Origin of the sequence: Bartonella sp. AP58NXGY (assembly GCF_042195785.1) — a bacterium.
Classification (GTDB): domain Bacteria; phylum Pseudomonadota; class Alphaproteobacteria; order Rhizobiales; family Rhizobiaceae; genus Bartonella.
Map to the genome: position 1 here is coordinate 100,857 of NZ_JBHIOY010000003.1, position 23,589 is coordinate 124,445.

General features: G+C 36.7%; 15 protein-coding genes. 9 read left to right on the forward strand and 6 right to left on the reverse strand.

Annotated elements, in window-relative coordinates:
• The first annotated feature begins 20 nt into the window (after positions 1–20).
• The 4 genes from ACFINC_RS03100 to ACFINC_RS03115 all read left to right on the forward strand — a co-directional run bounded on the left by ACFINC_RS03100 (position 21) and on the right by ACFINC_RS03115 (position 6,700).
• A complete protein-coding gene (locus ACFINC_RS03100; RefSeq protein ID WP_375607776.1) occupies positions 21–707 on the forward strand; it encodes a winged helix-turn-helix domain-containing protein in 687 nt (228 codons plus the stop codon).
• Positions 704–2,086: a sensor histidine kinase gene (locus ACFINC_RS03105; RefSeq protein ID WP_375616053.1), complete on the forward strand. Its 1,383-nt coding sequence runs from the start codon at positions 704–706 to the stop codon at positions 2,084–2,086. The genes ACFINC_RS03100 and ACFINC_RS03105 overlap by 4 nt, the downstream gene beginning before the upstream one ends.
• Before the next feature lie 77 nt (positions 2,087–2,163).
• Positions 2,164–5,109, forward strand: a complete 2,946-nt coding sequence (locus ACFINC_RS03110; protein WP_375616054.1) for a bifunctional [glutamine synthetase] adenylyltransferase/[glutamine synthetase]-adenylyl-L-tyrosine phosphorylase — start codon at positions 2,164–2,166, stop codon at positions 5,107–5,109.
• A 766-nt stretch (positions 5,110–5,875) separates the two neighbouring features.
• Complete coding sequence (locus tag ACFINC_RS03115) at positions 5,876–6,700, forward strand: outer membrane protein (RefSeq protein WP_375616055.1); 825 nt, start codon at positions 5,876–5,878, stop codon at positions 6,698–6,700.
• A 1,405-nt stretch (positions 6,701–8,105) separates the two neighbouring features.
• Here the strand turns inward: ACFINC_RS03115 and ACFINC_RS03120 are convergent.
• From ACFINC_RS03120 to ACFINC_RS03140, 5 genes are all read right to left on the reverse strand, one after another.
• Positions 8,106–8,996, reverse strand: a complete 891-nt coding sequence (locus ACFINC_RS03120) for a metallophosphoesterase family protein (RefSeq protein WP_375616056.1) — start codon at positions 8,994–8,996, stop codon at positions 8,106–8,108.
• Positions 8,997–9,911: 915 nt separating this feature from the next.
• Entirely contained in the window at positions 9,912–12,008 is a 2,097-nt protein-coding gene (locus tag ACFINC_RS03125; RefSeq protein WP_375616057.1) for a glutamine amidotransferase, read from the reverse strand.
• The gene (locus tag ACFINC_RS03130) at positions 12,005–14,803 is read right to left on the reverse strand and encodes a DUF4159 domain-containing protein (RefSeq protein WP_375616058.1); all 2,799 of its coding nucleotides are present in this window, start codon (positions 14,801–14,803) and stop codon (positions 12,005–12,007) included. The genes ACFINC_RS03125 and ACFINC_RS03130 overlap by 4 nt, the downstream gene beginning before the upstream one ends.
• Positions 14,800–15,711, reverse strand: a complete 912-nt coding sequence (locus tag ACFINC_RS03135; RefSeq protein WP_375616059.1) for a DUF58 domain-containing protein — start codon at positions 15,709–15,711, stop codon at positions 14,800–14,802. The genes ACFINC_RS03130 and ACFINC_RS03135 overlap by 4 nt, the downstream gene beginning before the upstream one ends.
• Complete coding sequence (locus tag ACFINC_RS03140; protein ID WP_375616060.1) at positions 15,712–16,743, reverse strand: AAA family ATPase; 1,032 nt, start codon at positions 16,741–16,743, stop codon at positions 15,712–15,714.
• A gap of 245 nt (positions 16,744–16,988) precedes the next feature.
• Between ACFINC_RS03140 and ACFINC_RS03145 the strand changes: the two genes are divergently transcribed.
• The gene (locus ACFINC_RS03145; RefSeq protein ID WP_375616061.1) at positions 16,989–18,239 is read left to right on the forward strand and encodes a CCA tRNA nucleotidyltransferase; all 1,251 of its coding nucleotides are present in this window, start codon (positions 16,989–16,991) and stop codon (positions 18,237–18,239) included.
• 778 nt (positions 18,240–19,017) lie between these two features.
• Here the strand turns inward: ACFINC_RS03145 and ACFINC_RS03150 are convergent.
• The gene (locus tag ACFINC_RS03150) at positions 19,018–19,494 is read right to left on the reverse strand and encodes a tRNA (cytidine(34)-2'-O)-methyltransferase (RefSeq protein WP_375616062.1); all 477 of its coding nucleotides are present in this window, start codon (positions 19,492–19,494) and stop codon (positions 19,018–19,020) included.
• Positions 19,495–20,216: 722 nt separating this feature from the next.
• Between ACFINC_RS03150 and petA the strand changes: the two genes are divergently transcribed.
• The 4 genes from petA (at position 20,217) to ACFINC_RS03170 (ending at position 23,469) form a co-directional block, all read left to right on the forward strand.
• Positions 20,217–20,765: a ubiquinol-cytochrome c reductase iron-sulfur subunit gene (gene petA, locus ACFINC_RS03155; RefSeq protein WP_375616063.1), complete on the forward strand. Its 549-nt coding sequence runs from the start codon at positions 20,217–20,219 to the stop codon at positions 20,763–20,765.
• Positions 20,766–20,769: 4 nt separating this feature from the next.
• A complete protein-coding gene (locus ACFINC_RS03160; protein ID WP_375616064.1) occupies positions 20,770–22,026 on the forward strand; it encodes a cytochrome bc complex cytochrome b subunit in 1,257 nt (418 codons plus the stop codon).
• Positions 22,020–22,916 carry a cytochrome c1 gene (locus ACFINC_RS03165; protein WP_375616065.1) on the forward strand — a complete coding sequence of 299 codons (897 nt, stop codon included), beginning with the start codon at positions 22,020–22,022 and terminating at the stop codon, positions 22,914–22,916. Before ACFINC_RS03160 ends, ACFINC_RS03165 begins: the two co-directional genes overlap by 7 nt.
• A 112-nt stretch (positions 22,917–23,028) precedes the next feature.
• Positions 23,029–23,469: a PRC-barrel domain-containing protein gene (locus ACFINC_RS03170; protein ID WP_375616066.1), complete on the forward strand. Its 441-nt coding sequence runs from the start codon at positions 23,029–23,031 to the stop codon at positions 23,467–23,469.
• Positions 23,470–23,589 lie beyond the last annotated feature (120 nt).

The window sequence follows — 23,589 nt, forward strand, 5'->3', positions numbered from 1 at the left end:
AAATAATGGAGATGCGTTTTATGAAGATACTCGTTATTGAAGATGATCATGAGACGGGGCGTTATCTCGAAAAAGCTTTTTTGGAAGTAGGGCATTCTGTTGATGTTGCTTATGATGGAGATACGGGATATACTCTAGCGACCACGGAAAATTATGACGTTATGGTTATTGATCGAATGCTTTTGCATCGCGATGGTCTTTCTATTATTGCTGAATTGCGTGCTAAAGGCAATGAAACACCGGTTCTTATCCTGTCGGCATTAGGGCAAGTTAATGATCGTGTCACGGGGTTGCGTGCAGGGGGAGATGACTATTTGACAAAGCCTTATGCTTTTTCTGAACTTCTTGCGCGTGTTGAAGTGTTACAACGGCGGAAGAATCCTAAAGAAGCAGAAACTGTTTATTGCGTAAGTAATCTCGAGCTTGATCGGTTGGCACATACAGTAAAACGGGGAGATAGAAACATTCTATTGCAACCGCGAGAGTTTCGTTTACTTGAATATTTAATGCGATATGCGGGGCAAGTTGTTACACGCACTATGCTTTTGGAAAATGTTTGGGATTACCATTTTGATCCACAAACAAATGTTATTGATGTTCATATATCCCGTTTGAGAGCCAAAATTGAAAAAGATTTTGATGTTCCACTTCTCCATACTGTACGTGGAGCTGGATATATGCTGAAAGCGCCAGATAATAAAGCATGAATCGTTTGATTAATATAATGCGCACGACAGCGTTAAGGCTTTCAGCACTTTATATTTTATTGTTTGGATTGGTGGCAACAGGGCTTTCTATTTATATGACAGCATTTTCTGTTTCATTGTTAACAAAGCAAACTGAAAAGGCTTTACATGAAGAATTAAAGTATATTGAAAATGCTTATAATTATGGGGGGTTATCTTTATTAATGCGCACTATTAATTATCGTTCAAGACAACCAGGTGCATTTCTTTATCTTGTCACGGATCCTATGGGGCGTATTTTAGCAGGAAATGTTGCACGTATTGAATTAGGCCTTTTGAATCAGAGCGGTTTTATTTCTACCTCTTTTTTGTATTCCCGTTTTGGAGAACCTGGCAAAACAAGTGAACATCGCGCTTTGGCAGTTGTTGTTGATTTGCCTAATGCTATGAAGATTCTTATCGGACGCGATTTGGATGAGCCAGAACGTTTTGCGGCGGTTATTCATAAAGCTGTAATCATTGCACTTGCTGCAATGGTTGGGGGGGCTTTACTCATATGGTTTTTTGTTGGCAGGAGGGCTTTACAAAGGATTGATCACGTAACGGCTGCATCACAGCGTTTGATGGATGGTGATTTCAGTGGGCGTTTACCTGTTTCTGGGGTAGGGGATGAGTTTGATCGACTGTCAACTAATCTTAATGTTATGTTAGATCGCATTGAAGAGTTAAATATTGGTTTGCGTCAAGTATCAGATAATATTGCTCATGATCTAAAAACACCGTTAACACGCCTTAGAAATCGCGCTGAAGAAGCGCTTTCGGGAAATAAAACAAAGCTTGAATATCGTCAGGTACTTGATAGTGTTATTGCTGAATCAGATCAACTTATTCGTACATTTAATGCAATTTTAATGATTTCACGCATTGAAGCGAGCAGTGCAATTGAGCATCTTGAGATGATGAATATGAAATTGATCCTTGAAGATGCTATTGAACTTTACGAACCTTTTGCTGAAGAGTCAGGTGTTTTACTTCAGTTGGGGGATATATTTGATAAAGAGCTTAAGTTGAATCGTGAGCTTGTTGCGCAATCAATTTTTAATCTTATAGATAATGCCATTAAATATGCGCCTAAAGGTGGAAGGAAAGCAAAAGTTTGCTTATCAATGGAATATCGTGATGAACATTTATTAGTTGTTGTGAGCGACAATGGACCAGGAATAGCAGAGGATAAACGTGAAAAAGTAACAGAACGATTTGTTCGTCTTGAAGAAAGTCGTACACAAGCTGGTTTTGGGATTGGTTTAAGTATAGCAAAAGCAGTTATGAAGCTTCATGGCGGTGAATTGTTACTTGAAAATGCAAATCCAGGGCTTAGGGCTGTTTTGTTATTTCCTTAAAGATATTTTTCTTCATTTTTCTCTTTTTATACGTAACAACTATTTTAAAAGTATAATGCAATAGAAAGGAAAGCAAAATGCTTTTCAAGGGAGCGCAGACGAAACAAGCTTTTTTAAAAACACAGCTTCTCCCTTTATGTCCTCTCGATAAAAGTGGTTCCCAATGGTTAAAAGACATGGAAGAACAAGCAAGGAAAGAAGGTTTAGAACCGCTTGTTTCCATCATTTCAGAGCATGGAACACAGATTGATTTTATCAGTGCGGTTATGACCTTATCTCCTTTTTTGCGTGAGGTTTTAATTGCCAATCCATCATATCTTAGTGCTTTATTAAACGTTGATATAGAAACAAGACTGAGCGAAATTATAGATGATATTACAGTTATTGATCAGGATGAAACTATAAATGAAACTTCATTAATGGCTGCTTTAAGGCGCAAAAAACGAGAAGCGCATATTCTCATTGCTTTAGCTGATTTGGGTGGTATTTTTACTTACGAAGTTTCATGTGCTTGGTTGACACGTTTGGGTGAAGCAGCATTAGGTGTAGCATTGCGTTTTCTCTTAAGAGAAGCACATGATCATGGTAAGATTAATTTGCTAAGCCGCGAAAATCCAGAAAAAGACTGTGGTTTAATTATTTTAGGGATGGGAAAATTAGGAGCAGGGGAACTTAATTATTCTTCTGATATTGATCTTATTGTTTTTATTGATGAAACATCATCTCATATTGGTAATCTTTCTGAAAGTGTCGACATATTTTCTAAAATGGTACGTCGATTAATCCGTATCATTCAAGAACGTACTGCGGAAGGGTATGTTTTTCGTCTTGATTTTCGGCTTCGTCCAGATCCAGGATCAACACCTTTAGCCTTACCAGTAAGGACTGCATTGCGTTATTACGAAGGGCGTGGACAAAATTGGGAACGCGCAGCTATGATTAAAGCACGTCCAGTCGCTGGCGATAAGAGGGCGGGGTTTAACTTTCTCAAAGAGCTTTTTCCCTATGTGTGGCGGAAATATTTAGATTATGCTGCTATTGCTGATATTCATTCGATCAAACGTCAAATTCATGCGCATAAAAGTTATGGTCAAATTGCAGCTTATGGCCATAATATAAAGTTAGGTCGTGGGGGTATTCGTGAGATTGAGTTTTTTGTTCAGACACAACAACTCATTGCTGGTGGGCGTTTTCCTCAATTGCGTGGACGTCAGACGGTTGCGATGTTGGCAGAACTTCATGCGCTTGGTTGGATTAGTGAGAAAACGAGAGATAGTCTTATAAAAAGTTATGCTTTTCTGCGAAATGTGGAACATCGTATTCAGATGCTTGCAGATGAACAAACGCATCTTCTCCCAAATGATATTACTCAATTCACGAGTGTTGCCTATTTAATGGGCTATCACGATAGGAGCAGTTTTATTGACGATTTATTAAAAACACTTCATGTTGTTGAAAAGCATTATGCAGCACTGTTTGAGAATGAGCAAGAACTTGGTTTAGAAATTGGTAATTTAGTTTTTACAGGTGAAGAAGATGATCCAGAGACATTAATAACGTTAAGCCGTTTAGGCTTTGAAAGAGCAAGTGATATTTGTCGTATTATGCGCACCCTTCACTGTGGTCGTTATAAAGCAACGCAATCAGCCGAAGCACGCGAGAGATTAACGGAATTAACACCTGCTCTTTTGAAAGCTTTTGGCGCGACAAAGCGAGCTGATGAGGCGATGTTGCGTTTTGATAGTTTTTTACAGGGCTTACCCTCAGGAATTCAACTTTTTAGTCTTTTGCAATCTAATCCCTCTCTTTTGGATATGCTTGTCCTTATTATGGGTGCAGCTCCACGTCTTGCAGAAATTATTACACGCAGATCTCATGTTTTTGATGGAATGTTAGACCCAAATATTCTTTCAGAATTACCCACAAAAACGTATTTAGAAAAACGGCTTGAATATTTTCTTGAAAATGTTCTTTCTTATGAGAAAATTCTCGACCATTTAAGGATTTTTGCAGATGAACAACGTTTTTTGATTGGTATTCGAATTTTGAATGGTACAATTACAGGAGAAAGAGCGGGTTTTGCTTTTACTGCTCTTGCTGATCTTATGATTACAAAAACATTTGCTGCCGTTCAAGAGGAGTTTTCTTGTCTTCATGGTCGTATTAAAGGGGGGCGTGTTGGCATATTGGGTATGGGGAAGCTTGGAAGTCGCGAATTAACAGCGGGCTCTGATGTTGACCTTATTTTGCTTTATGAACACGATGAGGATGCAGAAATATCTGATGGAGAAAAGCCTCTTTATATTTCTCAATATTATACCCGTTTAGCACAGCGCCTTATTTCTGCTTTATCTACTCTTACAAGCCAAGGTGTTCTTTATGCCGTTGATTTAAGGTTACGGCCTTTAGGCAATAAAGGACCTGTTGCTGTTTCTTTTCCATTTTTTAAAAAATATTATCGCCAAGAAGCATGGATATGGGAACATCTTGCTTTAACAAGAGCTCGAGGCATTGCAGGAGATCCTGATTTTTTACAAAGGCTAGAAAATGAAGTGTGCGCAATTATTGCTATTCCTCGTAATAAGGAGGAAGTTGCAAAAGAAGTATGCGAAATGCGTTCTTTAATTGCAAAAGAAAAGCCGCCCAAAAATCAGTGGGATTTTAAAACGATGTCTGGTGGCATTATGGATTTGGAGTTTATCGCTCAATTTGCTCTTATTACACATGTCATTGAGTTTCACATTGGAGAGACGACAGCAGATATTTTAGATAATTTACCAAATAGTTTTCTTAATCAGTCATGTGTTGCTGATTTACATTATGCCTATGGTCTCTATACAAACTTGAGTCAAATTATACGGCTTTGCTTAAATGATTCTTTTGATCCCAATGATATGCCAGCTGGATTAAGTGATCTTTTGTTAAAGAGTGTTGGGGAACCTGATTTGCTTCGTGTTGAAAAATTAATTGCAGAAACTGGGCAATTAGTCTGTTCAGTTTTTACGAAAGTCATGAAACATTAAATGTATTTTATAATGCTTTTATGAAATTATTGAATGCGATTATTAGATAAAATCATAAAAAGATATTATAGAAGCTTAAAAATTATTAATTCCATTTTTATATTAATTTTGAGATTTTATGTCATTATAGGTTTGAGAGATCTAGAGAGTAAAAACCATTCTCTACTTATTTCCTCAAGTGTCATGAAAGAGTTTCTCTATCAAAAAAAATCATTCTAGGTGTTATTCTTTATACAAAAAGAAATAAGGACTAAATTTTAGCGAATGATGTTTCTCATGTATATGATAAAAGAATATGAAGAAGTTATAAAACAGTAGTATTATATTAGATATATTTATCAAGTTAGAGATATTAAACACAATAATATATTCGATAATGTTTTTATCATATTAGATTTATATAAAATATTATAGAGGTAGTGGATATATTATTTATTATTATACAAATATATTGAAGTAAATATGATAAAAAGTTTTATTGATTATATATCTCATTTTTTTTAAAATTGATATTGGAGTTGTTTATATTATTATGGATAATAATGAAAAATATCCATCTATGAAAGCTATTATAGAGTAATAATTTAAGAAAATTATAAATAATTTTTTTAAAGTATTTATAATAATTATTTATTAAAAAATAATTTTATTTTTAAATAGGAGTTTAAATTTTTTAACTGTGTCATTTTTGCTATAGATTTTTTGCAAAAAATGTGAAACGATTTACTATTATTTATGTATCACATTAGCTTTTAGGGGAGCAATTATGATTACAAAGTATTTAATCTCAACATCTATATTTTCTTTAATTTCAATTTCTATCGTACAGGCGGCAGATAGCGTTATTCCTGAACAGCCTGTTCCTGTTATTGTAGCGCCTTCTTTTTCTTGGACAGGATTTTATCTTGGAGGGCAGATTGGAAACTTTTCAGGCAAAACGACTGCAAGTTATTTAAAAAAAGAGACAGGGATATGGAATCCAGTTGGAAAAGAGAATTTGCCTAAACTTTCTGGTTTTATCGGGGGCGTTTATGCAGGTTCCAATATTGATATCGATAATGGTTTTATTATAGGTATTGATACGGATGTTATGTGGTCTAATAAAAAAAGTACGAAGGATATCCCTCTACCAAAAAATCAACCTGAAGAAACATCAAAATCTTTAGAAAGAATAGGTCACACAAGAGATTCTCATGAGGAGGAATCTCCAGCGTTGCCTATTGAGGCTATACAGCATACTTTAAAACAAAAATGGTCTGGTGCTACGCGAGTGAAAGTTGGTTTTGCACTTGAACGTATGATGCCTTATGTTTCTGGAGGGATTGCTTATACGCAACTTCAGAATATTTTTGCGACAGTAGCTGATAGCAAAAATGAGGAAGTTGATTTTTCTGATTGGTTCCATGATGAAAAAAAGACTATGATTGGCTATACCCTTGGAGGTGGTGTTGATTTTGCAATGACTGATAACATTATTGTGCGTGCAGAATATCGTTACTCAGATTTTGGCAAAAAGAAGTTTGTACATGATAGATTTGAAATGGGCTACAAGACGAATGATTTCCGCGTAGGTGTAGCTTATAAATTTTAATTTTTTGCAGAATTAAACACTTAAAAAGTCTCATTTTCGAATGAGGCTTTTATTTTTCAGATATGTTCTAGTAAATATCCTTTACTCAAAAGAGCTACTATTTTATTCGAACAATACTTTGATTTGTAAATATAAACTACTTTTTGTCATGTTGAGTGAGAGACCCAAGTGTCATAAGATTTTCTCATTTTAAACCTATACCATATTGAACCAACCAAAACCATGTCTTTTGCACGTCAAAAAGAGGGGGAGTCGTGAGATAAAAACATTAAAGAAAGAATAAAAATGCTTCTTATGAACCATCTTAAGTGCTAAAGGCTGTCGCTACATTAGGGGGGGCAAAGTATGAGATTTGATACTAGCTTGCTTTTCCATAAACGTGAAGATGGTGTTGCTAAATGGACTTAACATTACATCATTCATAGGTGCCGTCGGGAAATGGGTTTGGGTGCTTTAAAAGATGCTTTTTTAAACCAACATGTGAATTGGCAAGCTAATGGCATTTTATTTTATTTTATTTGAAAGATCTCTCATACAATCAACTTTTCTGTTTTGCGGTATCGTAAAATATTTTATTTAATAACAAAAAGCTCGCAAAAAAATTCTAAAGAACGTAAAATTACATCCGCAATGTAACTCAATAATAAAATAATTATAAAGAGTATTATAAAGTGATTTATAGGAAAAAATAGATAGAAAATTAGGAATTTATTGAAACATAAAAAATATTATTACCTATGTCTGTTATCGAAATATAATCTATTATTTTTCCTAATTTTTTAATGTACGATAATAAATTTCGAGTGAAATAGTAATGGATCATTTCAAATCTATTTACGATAAATCAATCAACATCATTTGTTTATGAATCACAAGTAGGTTAGGTTATTTAAATTATATACTTTAGTTATTATTTGGCTTTTTATGGTATTGGTATTCAGGCATAGAAGCTGAATGCGTTTCTTTATTATTCTATTATGCTTTATGCTATAAAATATCATCACCTAAGGTGGTGGTATGAGGGTTTTATGTCTTAGATGCTTTTGGGGGATTGTGTGATGAAATTCAAAGTAGGGTTTGTTTGTAGAATTTTGTGAGGTAAATTACATGTGCGATGAGCAGGTGGAATTCGTTCGACAAGAATCCGGATTATTTATAGATCAGTTGTAGTAGAAATTTTCCTTCTTTAAGAAAGGAAGGCAACCGGTACGTTTGTAAAATAAATTACATAAGTAATTAGCATGTGGAGCTCTCTGAGAGAAATTGATCTATCGATAAAAAAGGTAAAACTTTGTCTTATTAAGAGAAGGAGGGAAATAAAATTATGATTTGCAAAGGAATATAAAGTAAAAATATTTTCGTTTTTGGTTGTTAGGGCAACTTTGGAAGCGTTTTTACAAAGCGTTTAAAGAGTAATTGTTTCGGTACATGCGATCTCGTTTTGGGGGTTAATAATGCTATAACGTTGCAACTGGCAGTGCCATTGATTTTGTAAGCGTTCAATGGAAAATAAGTTAAAGCCTGCGGGTGGTTTTTTATCACCAAAAGCTTGTGATGCGGAAGGGACACCAACAACAGGAATTTTTTTAATTGGTCCTTCGATGTAATTCAATGTGGGTAAATGAGTATGTCCGTGAAGAATAAGTTCGCAACCGTGATATTTGATAACGTCTAGAAAACGTTTTGTATCCCGTAGTTTTTTATGCCAAGATGTTGCTTTGGGAAAGGGGGGATGGTGAATCATGACGACACGAAAAAAGTTGTGTTGTGCTGCTTCCTTTAAAAAGAGCGGTAAAATTTGTGCTTGCATTTTACCAAAATAACCAGAAGCTTGAAAAAGTGGTGTCGCGATGGCTGAAGAAGTTGCTATGATGGCGACATCTTTGCGAATGCGCATATAAGGAAAAGGAAAGGCGCTTTTTTGAGGGATATCACCTGTGATCCAAGGTTTAAAGAGGGTACATGCTTTTGATAAAGCTCCGCGGACATAGGCATCATGATTTCCAAATGTCAAAGAAATATCTTGGGGTTGTCCTAAGTTAAGGAGCCAACGATACGCTTGTTCAAATTCCTTATCGAGAGCAAGATTGACAAGATCACCAGAGATCACAAGGTGATCAGGCTTTGTTTTTTTCAAGGCATCCATTAAAGTTTCTAAGACATTTGTTGCCATTTGCCTCTTACGTTTTTTTTGCCAATTCAGATAACCGCTAAGACGTTTTCCAGAAAGTTCGAAGAGGGAAGGTTGCGGAAGAGGTGAAAGATGTACATCCGATATATGGGCAAGATAAAACATAAAATCTCGTAGAGCATTAAAAGCGACTTAAAGAACAAACATAAGATAAGTTGGTACTTAAAGGCAAGAAAGATTATAAAATGAAAAATAGCTTGTTGAAAATATGAGAAAATTCTGTAAAGAATTGATGCTGTATTGATTTTTAAAATAAAAAAGACAGCATAATACGACATATCATTGTTGGTAACCGATATGTTTTTTGTATGATGGGATAAACTTTAAAATAGTGATCATAAAGTTTTAGGATTTTTAAACGGCTTTTATACAACCATACATGATCATAAAACATCTCATTATTAAGTGTGAAATACGAAAGAATGTATTGTATTTTAAATGATCAGGAATTTTCACGGTTTTGCACTGCTCTGTACTGCTTTTTAAGGGAAAAACATATTTCACGTAAAACAGAATGTTTCAAGTGGAAGGTTCCAAATAGAATATTATTGTGTTGTATATTCACACATTTGTTAAAAAACATTTCTCAATGTGCATGAGCTCAATTTTACGAAAGGTACTTGGGTGCTATAACGGAAAAGCCTCTGTAAAGTGTATAAGGCTTATTATACAACTACCATCTCTATAACTTCTACAAGCTGGAAACTAAAATCATCATATTATTTCTCCCAACTTGGTGAAAATTTTTGTTTTAAGAGGATTCATAAGAGGTATTTCACTCTCTTTTTCGATGGTTTTTGTCCATACAGCACTCCTTCTCATGATACGCAAGAGAATGATTTTTATTGATGTAATGGATATTTGAAATAAGAAAAATCCCCCTGTATTTGGCGTTATTACTCAATATAAAATACAAATTATAATTATCAATCAAACTGTTTTATAATTATAAAAGACACGTAAACACGTAAAAGGATAAACTCAATTTAAAAAAACTAATTATACTAAATTTCAGATTTTTTAACGACCTTCACGATACCACATGCTGCTCAACAGTAAAAGGCAGGCAAGCAGTGCAAAAAAGCCAGAAAATATCGAAAAATAAAAGGTATTGATTAAACGGGTTTCGGTCGCTTCTTTCAGAACAATTGAATGTGCTGGGGAAGAGGACGGATTTGTTTTTGATTGAATCAGCTTGAATGGAGGAAGATGAAAATTTTCTTTTCCCTCAGGGTGTAAACGTCCGATGTAGCCACCAGTGTGCTTAATAATGGGGGCTAGTTTTTCTTGTGTTGAAATCAAGTCAAACAACTCAAGATTATCGAGCATCCCTACAGAAGAAAGTATTGTTAAATCGCCATTTTTAATGGTAAAAACTCCTGTCTCATTAGTGGTCACAGTTGCAGTAAAAAGGCCTTCTTGTTCTTTGGTGAGAGTAATATTTTCTTTTTTTCCAGAGGGAAAGATTATTTCGACGGGCTCTGGACGCTCTTTGAGGGTTTGGCGGCGAATTGTTAAATGATGATTGCTGCTGGTCGCACTTAATTTTTCTTCTTCAAGTTCTGGTTCTTTCATAAGCCAATGGGCAATTCGTCGATAAAGAGCAGCATAAGGACCTCCGCCTTCGAAACCTCTAGCCCAAAGCCAACTTTCATCGGAAAGCAACATGCCTACACGCCCTTTATCAACATGGGAGAGAATTAAAAGTGGTTGTTCATTGGCTCCTTTCATGAGGGCGATTCCGTTGTTTATATTTTGAATAGCAATTTGTCGCAACCATTGTCCCCATTGAGAAGCGGGAAAGTTAAGTGTTGCTAGACCCCTTGTGACAGGATGGCGCTCACCTTCTTTGGTTAATGTGGGGCGAAAAGGTTTTTCAATAATAGTTCCATTGGGCAATGCCGGTAGAATGCTTATTAAAGGTGTTTTTGCAAGTGAGTTTTTTTGGGTAAATTCAGGTCCTGTTACCATCAACAATGCACCACCTTTTTGTACATATTGGGCGATATAATCATAATAGATTAAGGGTAGAACAGCAGAGTGCTGGTAGCCATCAAGGATGATGAGATCAAAGTTATTAATCTCTTCAACAAAGAGTTTTCTTGTGGGAAAGACCACTAAGGATAATTGGCTTAAGGGCGTATTATCTGCTTTGGTGGGGGGACGCAAAATAGTAAAGTGCACAAGATCAATATTGGAGTCACCTTTCAAAAGGTCACGCCATGTCCGTTCTCCATTATAAGGAGCACCTGAAATAAGAAGAACGCGTAAATTTTCTCTGATTCCTTCAATAATTGTTATAGCGCGGTTATTTTCAAAGCTTAGTTCACCTTTGTATGGATCAGTTATAACTTGGATAATATTTTTTTCAGCATGAGGAAGAGTAATTTCAGTTTGAAAAATCACGCCAGGAGTTACAGAATAATGGCCAATGTCTTGTCCATTGACGCTTAGTGTAATATTTGCTTTCTGTGGTATTGTTTTTTTGGCGGGGCCTTTATCTTCTACCAAAATGGAGAGCGTTTGTGGTTTGTTGACAAGGGCAAAGCGTGGAGGAGAAATAAACTTGATTTGGCGATCAAATTCATCTGAGTATCCTGTAATCAAAGCATTGAGAGGTGCTTCATGATGAAGATCTGATAGGTCAGGGATGTCATGCACTTGTCCATCAGTGATAAAAATGGTTCCTGCATAACGAGAGAGTGGTACATCAGATACTGCTTGTGTTAAAGTCTCAAACAAATTCGTTGAGGGCGCATACTGATTATCAGCAAGTTTTCCAGCTTCAATAAAACGTGGTTCAAATTGTGGATAATGCGCCAATACTTGAGTTAATTGCGCGCGCGCTTCATCACTGTCGTTTGTACGTGTTCCAAATGTTTGGCTTTTGCTGCGGTCAATAATAATTCCCACTGTGCTTTTCAGTGGTTCGCGCTGTTCTTTTATGATCATTGGATTAAGCAAAGCAAGGATGAGGGCGCTTAATGCCATCAGACGAAATATAGAACCTTGACGTTGCGTAACAAGACCAACAACGACAAAAAGAAAGGATATTCCGCTTAAGAGCAGAATCCAAAAGAGTGGTAAGAAAGGCTGAAAAGTGAAAAGTGGTATCATTGCCTTCTTTCTCTTTTAAAGCGTTCCAAGAGCGCAGGAACATGAACTTGGTCCGCTTTATAGTTTCCTGTAAGCACATAAAGAACAATATTTAAACCTGCGCGAAATGCCCATAGACGTTGCATTGGATCATTGGGAACAAGGGGATATTTCCATGTTCCTTTTTCATCGAGTGCCCAAGCACCGGCAAAGTTATTTGCGGTGATGAGAAGAGAACTTACGTTATCACCACTGGCAAGAGAATTTTTATTTTTTTTGTTTGTTGATGAGGATTCAACCCATAAAGGTGAACCACGGTAGAGACCAGGAAAATCTGGCATAATATAAAAGGAACGTGCAACAACGTGATCGGTTGATGCTGGCTCAATGGATGGAATATTTAATCCTTTTAAGATGGTTCGTAATCTTTGCGTTTCTGGAGTGGCATCTCCTTCAAGATTAAGGTTGCTCTTTATCTGATCGCGTGTGTCAAATAAAATTGTTCCCCCATGTTTCATAAAATTATTTATTTTTTCAAGGCTTTTGGGAGTTGGTATAGGACTCTCAATATCAATTGGCCAGTAAATAAGAGGGTAAAAGGAGAGTTCATCTTTATCGAGATCAAGTGCTGTAACAGAGCCAGGGGAGAGCATTGTGCGCTCTGCGATAAATTGGCTTAAGGCTTCTAGACCACTTTTACTCGTTGTATCAATTTCACGATTGTTGGTTATAACGTAGGCAAGATGTGTTGCGCCAGCGGCTTGTACACTATCATGATGATTTTCTGTCGTTTGTGCATGAAGAATTGGAGCATATGCAAACAAGGCAATAAGAATTATGAGAGGGAGGAAAAACATATTATGCCGTTTATTGAAAGAAAAAATACCTCCCATCCATAAAATGAGAAAATTATCAAAGGCGAATAATAAGATGGCTAATCCTAAAAGTGGACCGGTAAGATTTTTTTCTTTTGTATCGTAAGATAAAGGACTCTTGTTAAGAGAAGGTGGCAATGATGATTGTTTCACCAAGCGCGATGAATGAGTTAAGAGATTAAGCGCATAAAAATCGTTTTTGACACCATAAAGTCCTGGTGGAGTATGATAGGAAGGACGGGGTGGATTTTGAGCATCAAAGACCAGTGGAATAACATCAGAGGGCGGGACTTGTAATTGTCCGTCAGCTGCTATAGTTCGCCAAGGGCTTTGTACCACTGTTCTTTTTTCTCTATGTGTTGGGTTTGTATTTTCATAGGTGCTTAATGTGATTAGTTTTTGCAACATTTGTGCAAAAAAGCCAGAAAGAGGAAGATTAGACCATGTAGGATCAGGGGCAATATGAATAAGAATGAGGGTTCCTTTACCACGTTTTTCTGCTGTAACAAGAGGGGTTCCATCTGAAAGGCTAAGCCATGTTTTTTCAAAAAGATCTGGGGTTGGTTCTGCCAAGATTTGGCGAGAGACAGTAACATCTTCTGGAAAAGGAAGATCAAAGAAAAAGCTATTTTTTGCAAAAGGTGCAAGCTTTTGTGGTTTTGTCCAAGACATAATACTTCCAAGGGAACGTTGACCAGGACGCAACGGTATCGGAAGGAGGCTATCGTAATGTTCTACGCTACTGAGATTTTCTCCTGCAAAGCGAATGAGGGTTCCCCCTTTATTCACAAAATCAGAAAGTTTTTTTTCTGCATTTTCGGGCATGTTAACAATGTCGCCCATAATCAAAACAGATGGATTTTGTTTAAGCAAATGATCAATATCCGTTGAAAGCTCTCTTCCACCGGCTGTTATAAGCTGTGTATGACCTTGTAATGCTTTGATAATATAATAAAATGGAGCAAGTAAAGGCTGTGCCATTTCATTGGTATCTGGTGAGAGAAGAGCAACACGGCTTATCCTGCTATGGCTATCCACCAAGAAGGTTGCGGCAGCATGGTTTTGATTATTCATCTTTATCCAAGCGATATCATTGCGGATTTCAAGTGGGATATCAAAAGGAACAAGTGCTGTTGTTTCTCCTTCAGAGAAATTTTTCGTAAATTGACCGAGAAGATGATTATTTGAATCGTAGAGGCTGAGTGTAGCGGGAGTTTTGCCGTGTGTTATTGAGCGGATAATACGCGCGACCATGTTTCCATTGTTATTTTCTATAGATGTTATGCCGGTTAAATCGGAAATATCAGCCAAATACCATAAGAAGTTTCTAGGTTTTAATTTTTCAAGAAGAGCAAAAGCTTGCTCATCTTCATTTGTTTGTAATCCATCACTTAAATAAGCAATATCAAGAGGTTTTCCTTTGGTTATTTTGCTGAGTTTTTTGAAGGCATGCACACGGTTGATAGGCCAAGGATGCGGTTGCAAATGCATTAAATGCTGTTTTATAATCTTTGCTGCTTGAGGCTCTATATTGGAGATATCATTTTCAGCCGTTGCAACAAGATAAATATTTTTTTGCTGTTTTTCTGCTTGTGCAAGGAGCATTTCAGCGATAGAGATGCGTTTTTTCCATTCTTTTACAGATGCCCAACCATTATCAATGATGAGTGCAAGGGGTTGAGATCCAGAAAAGCTTATTGGTTTTTGATTCCAAGTGGGGTGGGCTAAAGCTATGATAACAAGTGCTGCTATGGTTAAACGCAACAAGAGCAACCACCAAGGTGTATGTTTTGCGGTTTCTTGTTGATGAGTTGGTTTGGGTAAGAGGCGTAAAGGAGGAAAAAGCTCTTTACGCGGAGATGGAGGGGTTATCCGCAATAGCCACCAAATAACAGGTAGGAACAAAAGCCCTAGTAATACAAAGGGAGCAGCAAAACTCAAAGTGCCCTCCTTTTTTGCAATGGAGAGTCGCCCATTATATTTGCAAGATGCAAAATGGTTTCTGTTAAAGGTTGATCTGTTGTATTGACGTGATAAGACCATCCTTGGCGTGCGCAAAAATTTACCAATTCTTGTCGCCGTGCTTGATACAGCTTACAATAGCTGTTACGAAGGTTTTCTGCTTTTGTGAAAACATGTTTTTCTTTTGTTTCAGGATCAAAAAATTCTGTACGACCTGCATAGGGAAAATTTTCTTCTGCGGGATCAGCAATCTCAATTAAATGAGCTGTCACCTTTTTTGTAGATAAAACGGTTAAATGTTGGATGATTTTTTCAGGATGGTCGAGAAAATCGCTTATTATAATAGCATGTGAAAAGCGTGTAATTGTTGAAAAGTCTGGAAATGAATTTTCATCTAAATGATTTTCTAAAGCGAAGGCTATTCGTTCTACGACATTGGATGTCATTGTGGGAGGCATTAAGTTGGGAATAGCGATGTGTTCGCCGCTGCGTGCAAGAAGTGATGCCAAGGCAAGGGTAAGAATGATGGCATGATTGCCTTTAGAGATTTTAGAAAAGCGTGAACAATAATGCATTGATGCGCTTTGATCAGGCCAAAGCCAAACGGTTTGTGTCATTTGCCATTCATGCTCACGTAGATACGTATTTTCATCCCGTGCTGAACGACGCCAGTCAATGCGGGTAATAGATTCTCCTTTAACATAGGGACGAAATTGCCAAAAATTTTCTCCATTACCACGTTTACGTTGTCCATGCCATCCGGTTATCAGTGTATTGGCGATATGACGTGCTTGTAGAAGGAGATAGGGCATTTTGCCAATATCCTTATGCATTTCAGCTGCCAACAACAATGGAGGCTTTTGTAAAACTTTTTTGCCAAGTGCCATTTAAAGAGCATCTTTCACAAGGTTATTGATAATATCTTTTATGGTTATATCTTCAGCATGTGCGGAGAAATTGAGCGCCATGCGGTGTTGTAATACGGGATAAGCCAATGCTTCAACATCGTCAAGTGAGGGAGCTAAGCGTCCATAATAAAGAGCACGAGCGCGAACACAAAGTGAAAGGGCTTGTGATGCTCGTGGACCAGGGCCCCAAGAAACATAAGTATTGGCAAGGCCATTGTCTTTATGAGGGCGCGCGGATCGGACAATTTTTAAAATAGCCTCGATAACATTTTCTGAAAGGGGCATTTTACGAACGATATTTTGAATTTTTTGCAATTTTTTGGCGGATAAAATTGGTTTTGCATTTGATTTTTTTTCTTTTGTTGTTTCTAAAATAATCCGCCGCTCTGTTGTAAGATCAGGATAGTCAATATCGATTTGCATTAAAAATCGATCCAATTGTGCTTCAGGAAGTGGATAGGTTCCTTCTTGTTCGAGAGGATTTTGCGTTGCAAGAACATGAAAAGGTTGTGGCAAATCATAACGGGTACCTGCAACGGTAACATGATATTCTTGCATAGCTTGTAAAAGAGCTGATTGTGTTCGTGGAGAGGCACGATTGATTTCATCGGCCATGAGAAGTTGCGTGAAAATAGGACCTTGAACGTAGCGAAAAGAACGTTTACCTTCTTTATCGGAATCCATAATTTCAGAACCAATAATGTCCGATGGCATTAAGTCAGGAGTAAATTGGATGCGTTTTTCATCAAGCCCTAAAACTGTTCCCAATGTTTCAACAAGACGTGTTTTAGCAAGTCCTGGAGCGCCGACAAGAAGAGCATGACCACCAGCAAAAATAGCAACTAAAGCATATTCAATCACATGACTTTGCCCAAAAATAACTTTGTCAATTTCTTGTTGCAGAATATCCAATTCTTTATGGGCTGTATCAATATCATCAATAATTACTTGGTCCTCATGATTGGTGTTAACCTTTTTCACAGAATTGGGTGACAGATCACGTTGACTCATATTTTTTCCTTAAGGTGTTTGTCGCAAAAATAGTAATTTTCTCTGCATGATAATGGATATCTTATTGTTTGTAACAGAAAATGAGAAGAAATGAAGTATCATATGCCGTTTTTTTTCATATTCATATAGAAGAGAAAAGTTTCTTTAGAAGAAGAGACGTGCTTTATAAGGGATGTCTTAAAAAATTTGTTTTATGAAGAGAATTTTTTAAAGCAATAAAGACAGATTTTTTGAAAGGTTAAAGGGTGAATATGAAGCAGGACTTCAAACAGGTTGCGTGGTTGCAACAAAGCGATATCCAAACGCTTCTTCGTGTTTTGTCTGTGGAGGGCGAAGAGGCGCGTATTGTAGGGGGAGCGGTACGTAATCAACTGCTAGGGCAACCTATTAGTGATATTGATATTGCCACAACCTGCTTGCCACAACAGATTATCACGCGTGTAGAAGAAGCAGGATTTAAAGCTATTCCTACGGGGATTGCTTTTGGTACAATAACAGTGGTTGCTCATTCATGTTCTTATGAGGTTACAACGCTTCGCTGCGATATTGAAACGGATGGTCGTCATGCAAAAGTGGCCTTTGGTCGTGATTGGAAAAAAGATGCTGAACGGCGGGATTTTACGATAAACGCACTTTATTGTGATGCTTATGGCAACCTTTATGATGATGTGGGAGGTTTGAGTGATATAGCTAGCCGAACAGTTCGTTTTATTGGGGTTGCAGAAGATCGCATTTGCGAAGATTATTTGCGTATTTTACGGTTTTTTCGCTTTTTTGCGTGGTATGGAGCGGGGCGCCCTGATGTGCAAGGATTGAAGGCATGTGTTCGTTTAAAACACGGTTTAAAAAAACTTTCCTCTGAGCGTGTTTGGGCAGAAATGAAAAAGCTTCTTACGGCGTTTGATCCAACGCGTGCTCTTTTATGGATGCGACAAAGCAGAATTTTGACACTCCTTTTTCCTGAAACAGAAAAATGGGGCATTGATGCAATTCACGCATTGGTGAAAACGGAACAGGCTCTTGGTTGGAAAGTTGATCCATTATTACGGCTAGAAAGCCTTCTTCCTCCTGACACCGTACGTCTTCATGAAATGGCACAGCGCTTGCGTTTTTCCCATAAGGAAACAACGCGATTAAAGGAATGGGCAGAATTAGAAATAATCAGCCAAAACTGTTCTGATCACTTTGTGCAAAAACTGATTTATTTTCATGGACGGCAGCCGGTTTTAGATCAATTATCGTTGTCTATTGCTGCATCACATGTCAATATTCTGGAAAAGAGTGACGCTTTGCAAAAAGCAGAGGATTATGTCAAGATTCATCAGCTTGCTCAAAAATGGCAGATTCCAACTTTTCCCATTAATGGGAATGATTTAATAAAGAAAGGTTTTACTAAAGGTGTACTTTTAGGAAAAAAGCTTAAAGAGTTAGAAATGATATGGATTGAAAGCGGATTTTTAATGGATCGTCATGCATTATTAGAAAAAATTGATTGATAATATTGCTGTTTATAGCTCCACTATTGTTTTTATTTTTTAAGTTAACAACATATTAATTTAAGAATATTCATCATTTTTCATGTGAAATAAAAGCTGCGAATATTGTAAGGTTATCTTATTTCAAACTTGTTCATATTACATCAATAAAAATTATTGCCTTACGTGTCACGAGGGGGAAGCCGTATGAGTAAAAACGCTTACAGGGAAGAAAAATTCCTTTTATAAACCATCTCAAATAAGGGATGTTGTAAAACTTTGAACTGATAAAGAGAATAATGAGAGCGGTTTTTCCCTTGTATGAGTATAAAGAGGGGAAATGCTCAATGGATTTTATATATGCACGATAGGGGTATTATATCATTCACAGGTGGTGGGGTACGATGGATGTGGTGGGTATTAAGAACTGTTTATTTTAATCGAGTGTATGAAGGAGCAACACAATGGCATTTTGTGCTTTGTGAGAGAAGTGACGGTATTAAAGCGTTTTTATTATTTTTGAGCAGTATTATTTTAGTTTATTTTATCAGAATTTGATGATTGGGAAATGACAGATGTTATAAGCTCTAAATATTATTTATGTGTCATATATTTTTCTTCCAGATAACTTATGGTTTTTTAGAGGCGTTCTATAATCTACTTTAAAAGTATAATTAAAAAGTATATTATTATAATTATTTACGATGTTTTATAAAAAATAATTTTTTACTTATTTAAAAAAATATAGTTCATTCATTTTTAGAATTCTATTCAACATTTTAATGGAATTGTTGTGTTCTTATAAATTACATTTTCTTTCATGATAACCAATTTGGCGCAATGCTTCTCCTGTTGTTATAGCCACGCTCATGGCGAGATTTAGAGAGCGTGCCTGTGGTTGCATGGGAATTTTTAATGTGTAATTGGCCGCTTCATGAACGTAATCGGGAACTCCAGCTGATTCACGACCAAAAAGTAAAACATCATTTTTCTGATAGCGTATCTGCGTATAGCATGTTTTTGCTTTTGTACTTAAAAGCAACAGACGGCGCTTAGAGTGTTTCATGGAGCTTATAAAATGTTGCCAATCAATGTGTCGTTCTAAGGACGCATATTCGAGATAATCCAGTCCTGCACGTTTGAGATTACGATCCGATAGATTAAAGCCTGCGGGTTCAATAATGTGCACATGTAAACCAAAGCAAGCGCTAAGACGTAAAATCGTTCCAGTATTACCTGCAATATCAGGTTGGAAAAGAGCTATATGAAGTGTCATGTTCTCTGTAATATGATTTTTCTTTTGACTTTGTAAAGAAGCACCACAATTTATTCGAAAAATATGCTTTGAGAAATACATGTTTTTTACGGTTAATTTTTATTCCCTTTAAATTTCAGGGAAAAGGTTATGTATACAGGTCTGTTTGGGATAAGAGAGAAGCTCCCTATTAGGGACTTCATTTTATTGAGCGATCCATGAAATGGATTGGCTCATGTTGAAAAGTAGGATATTTAATAAGATTAGATCATCCATTTTAATTAAAATCAACAAAATATGCTTTTTATGCAAAAACAGAAGCGAAAAAAATACTCATGTAACCAGTTGAAATTGAGGGAGGGAGAGATGCTGTAAATATGTTAAAGAAATAACCGATAAGCTCAACTTATTTACTGAGATATGGTCATAACAAGACTATGTTTCTTTCTTTAGGAGTGTTTATTTACATGCTATCTCTGATTTCACGGGCGGGGGAGTATTTTTGATTGATTAATATGAATAGATTTGAAATGAAAGAAACTCACAGTGTTTAGGGATTTCATTCACTCTGTAAAACGATGAATTATCATTATAAAACAGTTTTTTGTATAAACCATACAAATGGCAAGAGTTTTTTACGGGGACAATTTCATGGTTAAGGCAACTGAATGATCAGGCATTGTACAATGGGGGAGGGTATGTTAAAAAAATATTTTAGCAAAATGTCTCTTTAAGTTAAGGAAATGGGTAAGCAGACGAGACGGGATTTTCTGTTTTTGGTAACAGCTGTTGCAGGAGCAGTTGGAATGGGGGTGGTTGCGTGGCCTTTTGTCCGTCAGTTTCGTCCAGATGAAGCTGTTTTGGCATCTTCCTCTGTTGAGGTTGATCTTTCTGGTATTGAAGAGGGGATGTCGGTAACGGTAAAGTGGCGAGGACAGCCTGTTGTTATTCGAAATCGTACGGCAAAAGAAATTGCTGATGCGCGCGCTACTGAATTGAGACTTCTAAAAGATCGTCAAGCGCGCAATCCTAATCTTGAAGGTGAAAAGGAAGCAACAGATTTTGCGCGTTCAGCAGGTAAAGGACGTGAAAATTGGCTTATTGTTATTAATCTTTGTACGCATCTAGGCTGTGTAACACTTGGGAAATCTGGGAAATTTGGAGGGTGGTTGTGTCCATGTCATGGGTCTGTTTATGATACAGCTGGAAGAGTGCGGTCGGGTCCAGCTAACTATAATTTGGCTATTCCTCCTTACCAATTTCTTTCTGATACTTTGCTCAAAATAGGATAAGGTTATGACAAGGTTTTCTCCTTATTGTCCTAAAAATGCACTTGCCCGTTGGTTTGATAAGCGTTTTCCTCTTCCTCGTTTTTTTTATAATGCATTTGTGATTTTTCCTGTTCCGCGTAATCTTAATTACTTTTATACATTTGGCGGTATTTTGACCATTATGCTTGTGTCACAGCTTTTGACCGGTATTGTCTTAGCAATGCATTATGTTCCAGATATCCATTTGGCTTTTGAAACGGGAGAACGTTTTCGGCGTGAAGGGCAATTTGGTTGGCTTTTTCGTCCATGGCATTGTGTAGGCTCTTCATTTTTTTTTATTGCCGTTTATATCCATTTGGCGCGCGGACTTTATTATGGTTCTTATAAAAATATGCGAGAAATGGTATGGGTCACAGGTATTTTTATTTATATCATCATGATGGCAATAGCGTTTTTTGGTTATGTGCTTGTTTGGGGGATGATGTCTATTTCAGCTGCTTCAGTGATTGCAGGGCTTTTTAAAACGATTCCTTTAGTGGGGTCATGGTTGCATGAGACACTTCTTGGTGGTTATGTCGTAGGACAACCAACGTTGAATCGTTTTTATGTTTTCCATTATGTTTTATCATTTGTTTTGCTTCTTTTTGTGGGGCTTCATATTTGGGCAATTCATTGTGTTGGGCAAGGAAATCCAACGGGTCTTGCTATACAGTCAGATAAGGAAACGGTTCCATTTTCGCCTTATGCACTGATCAAAGATATTTTTGCCATTACTGTTTTTCTGATCTTTTTTGCTTGGTTTTTGTTTTATATGCCCGATTATATGGGGCAGGCTGAAAATTATAGTGTGGCAGATCCTTTAAAGGCACCTCTTCGTGTGGTTCCAGAATGGTATTTTTTGCCTTTTTATGCGATGCTTCGTGCTATAACTTTTGATATTGGTATTTTCTCTTCAAACTTTGTTGGCTTTGTTTTATTCGTCAGTTCGATTTGCATTTTAATTTTTGTGCCATGGTTAGACCGCTCTAAAATATGTTCAGCAAGATATCGACCTGTTTATAAAATTTTCTTTTGGGCGTTGGTTATTGATGTCGTTTTTCTTGGTTGGTTGGGGTCAAGAGAAATAAGTGACAAAATTCTTTTATGGACACAATTGGCTACGGTTTATTATTTTATATTCTTTTTGGTTATTTTGCCGATTTTGCCCACGTTTGAAAAAAATTATTCTCTTCCTTCTTCAATTATGCAAGATCTGAAACAGAAAAAAAATAGATTATGGTAAATATTTTTGTTGGATTGATTGTTATTATTACTATGAGCTTTTCTGTTCAGGGTTTAGCCAGTAATGCCTCTGATCAATCTGATCAAGAGGAGAAATTTAGTTCTTTTCCTTTACGGATTCCGAAAAAACAAGAATGGAGTTTTTCAGGGCCATTTGGGCTTTATGATAAGGCGCAATTAAGGCGTGGGTTACAGGTTTATAAACAAATTTGTTCCAGCTGCCATGGATTAAAATATGTGGCTTTTCGCAATTTAAAAGCTCTTGGGTATGATCAAGAACAGATTAAAGTTTTGGCGGGGCAGTATGAAGTGCGTGATGGTCCTAATCGAGAAGGAAAATTTTTTAAACGTGCTGGGGTTGCAACGGATTATTTTCCTTCTCCCTTTGCGTATGAAGAAGAAGCAAGACAGGTTTTGAATGGTGCTTATCCTCCAGATTTGTCATTGATGGCACGTGCACGTGGTGTATCTTTACCTTTTCCTGCTTTAATTACGGATGTTTTGACTCATTATGATACGGCTGGTCCAGATTATATTACAGCTCTTTTAACAGGATATCAGGAAGCGCCGAAGAAGGTAAAAGTTGCTGATGGTTATTGGTATAATCCTTATTTTATTGCCAGTAATTTTTTAACTATGGCACCTCCTTTGAGTGATGGTGTGGTTGCTTATGAAGATGGAACCCCAGAAACCATTGAACATTACGCCCGTGATGTTTCTGCTTTTTTGATGTGGGCTGCCGATCCTCATATGGAAATTCGTAAAAAAACCGGTTTTCGTGTTATTTTATTTTTAATCATTTTTGCAGGGCTTGTTTATATTTTAAAAGGTCGTATTTGGCGTAGTTTAGAAGAAGAGTTTGAGAAAGAAACAAAAGATGAAATAAAGTAAGAAGGATAAGGCGACTGGTTTTGAAAGAGTATAAAAAGCATAAGGAACAAATCTGTTTATAATGCATTGAGGTTTTATAAAGTAAAAGCAAAGTAAAAACGGAGATGTTAAAATGAAAAAAATTGCATGTACTACTCTTATGTCAATTTTGATGATTTCTAGTACTTATGCGCAGTCTTTTGAAGGACCTTCTAAACCTGAAATGATTTCTTCGACAGGTATTGTACAGGTAGGGATAGATAATTCTGTGCGTTATGTAACACCTTTAGCAACGGATTTTGTTGCTTCTAGCCTTATAGGTGCTAAGGTATATAATATAGAAGATGAAAATATTGGTGAAGTAAAAGATATTATTTTACGTGAAAATAATATTGCGGGATTTGTTGTTGCAGTTGGTGGTTTCCTTGGTATAGGGGAGAGTTATGTGGTCGTTTCTCCAGAAACAATCCAGATGACAAATGATTATGGTAAGTGGAAACTTATTACAAATGCGACAAAAGATTCTTTAAAGGACGCTCCAACATTTAAATACGAAGGGCGGTGGACGCGCTAATTTTATATTTCCATTCTTGAATGGATAAAACAGTTGCTGTCACAATAATGATAGCACCTGTTTTTTGTTCAGGAGACCTTTAGGAACTTTTGCGGTAAGCTCTCATGAACTTAATACAAA

What these genes read in the sequence shown, in the direction of transcription:
- ACFINC_RS03100 (WP_375607776.1), top strand. Translation starts at nt 21, where the DNA reads ATGAAGATACTCGTTATTGAAGATGATCATGAGACGGGGCGTTATCTC.
- ACFINC_RS03105 (WP_375616053.1), top strand. Translation starts at nt 704, where the DNA reads ATGAATCGTTTGATTAATATAATGCGCACGACAGCGTTAAGGCTTTCA.
- ACFINC_RS03110 (WP_375616054.1), top strand. Translation starts at nt 2,164, where the DNA reads ATGCTTTTCAAGGGAGCGCAGACGAAACAAGCTTTTTTAAAAACACAG.
- ACFINC_RS03115 (WP_375616055.1), top strand. Translation starts at nt 5,876, where the DNA reads ATGATTACAAAGTATTTAATCTCAACATCTATATTTTCTTTAATTTCA.
- ACFINC_RS03120 (WP_375616056.1), bottom strand. Translation starts at nt 8,996, where the DNA reads ATGTTTTATCTTGCCCATATATCGGATGTACATCTTTCACCTCTTCCG.
- ACFINC_RS03125 (WP_375616057.1), bottom strand. Translation starts at nt 12,008, where the DNA reads ATGATACCACTTTTCACTTTTCAGCCTTTCTTACCACTCTTTTGGATT.
- ACFINC_RS03135 (WP_375616059.1), bottom strand. Translation starts at nt 15,711, where the DNA reads ATGGCACTTGGCAAAAAAGTTTTACAAAAGCCTCCATTGTTGTTGGCA.
- ACFINC_RS03140 (WP_375616060.1), bottom strand. Translation starts at nt 16,743, where the DNA reads ATGAGTCAACGTGATCTGTCACCCAATTCTGTGAAAAAGGTTAACACC.
- ACFINC_RS03150 (WP_375616062.1), bottom strand. Translation starts at nt 19,494, where the DNA reads ATGACACTTCATATAGCTCTTTTCCAACCTGATATTGCAGGTAATACT.
- petA (WP_375616063.1), top strand. Translation starts at nt 20,217, where the DNA reads ATGGGTAAGCAGACGAGACGGGATTTTCTGTTTTTGGTAACAGCTGTT.
- ACFINC_RS03160 (WP_375616064.1), top strand. Translation starts at nt 20,770, where the DNA reads ATGACAAGGTTTTCTCCTTATTGTCCTAAAAATGCACTTGCCCGTTGG.
- ACFINC_RS03165 (WP_375616065.1), top strand. Translation starts at nt 22,020, where the DNA reads ATGGTAAATATTTTTGTTGGATTGATTGTTATTATTACTATGAGCTTT.
- ACFINC_RS03170 (WP_375616066.1), top strand. Translation starts at nt 23,029, where the DNA reads ATGAAAAAAATTGCATGTACTACTCTTATGTCAATTTTGATGATTTCT.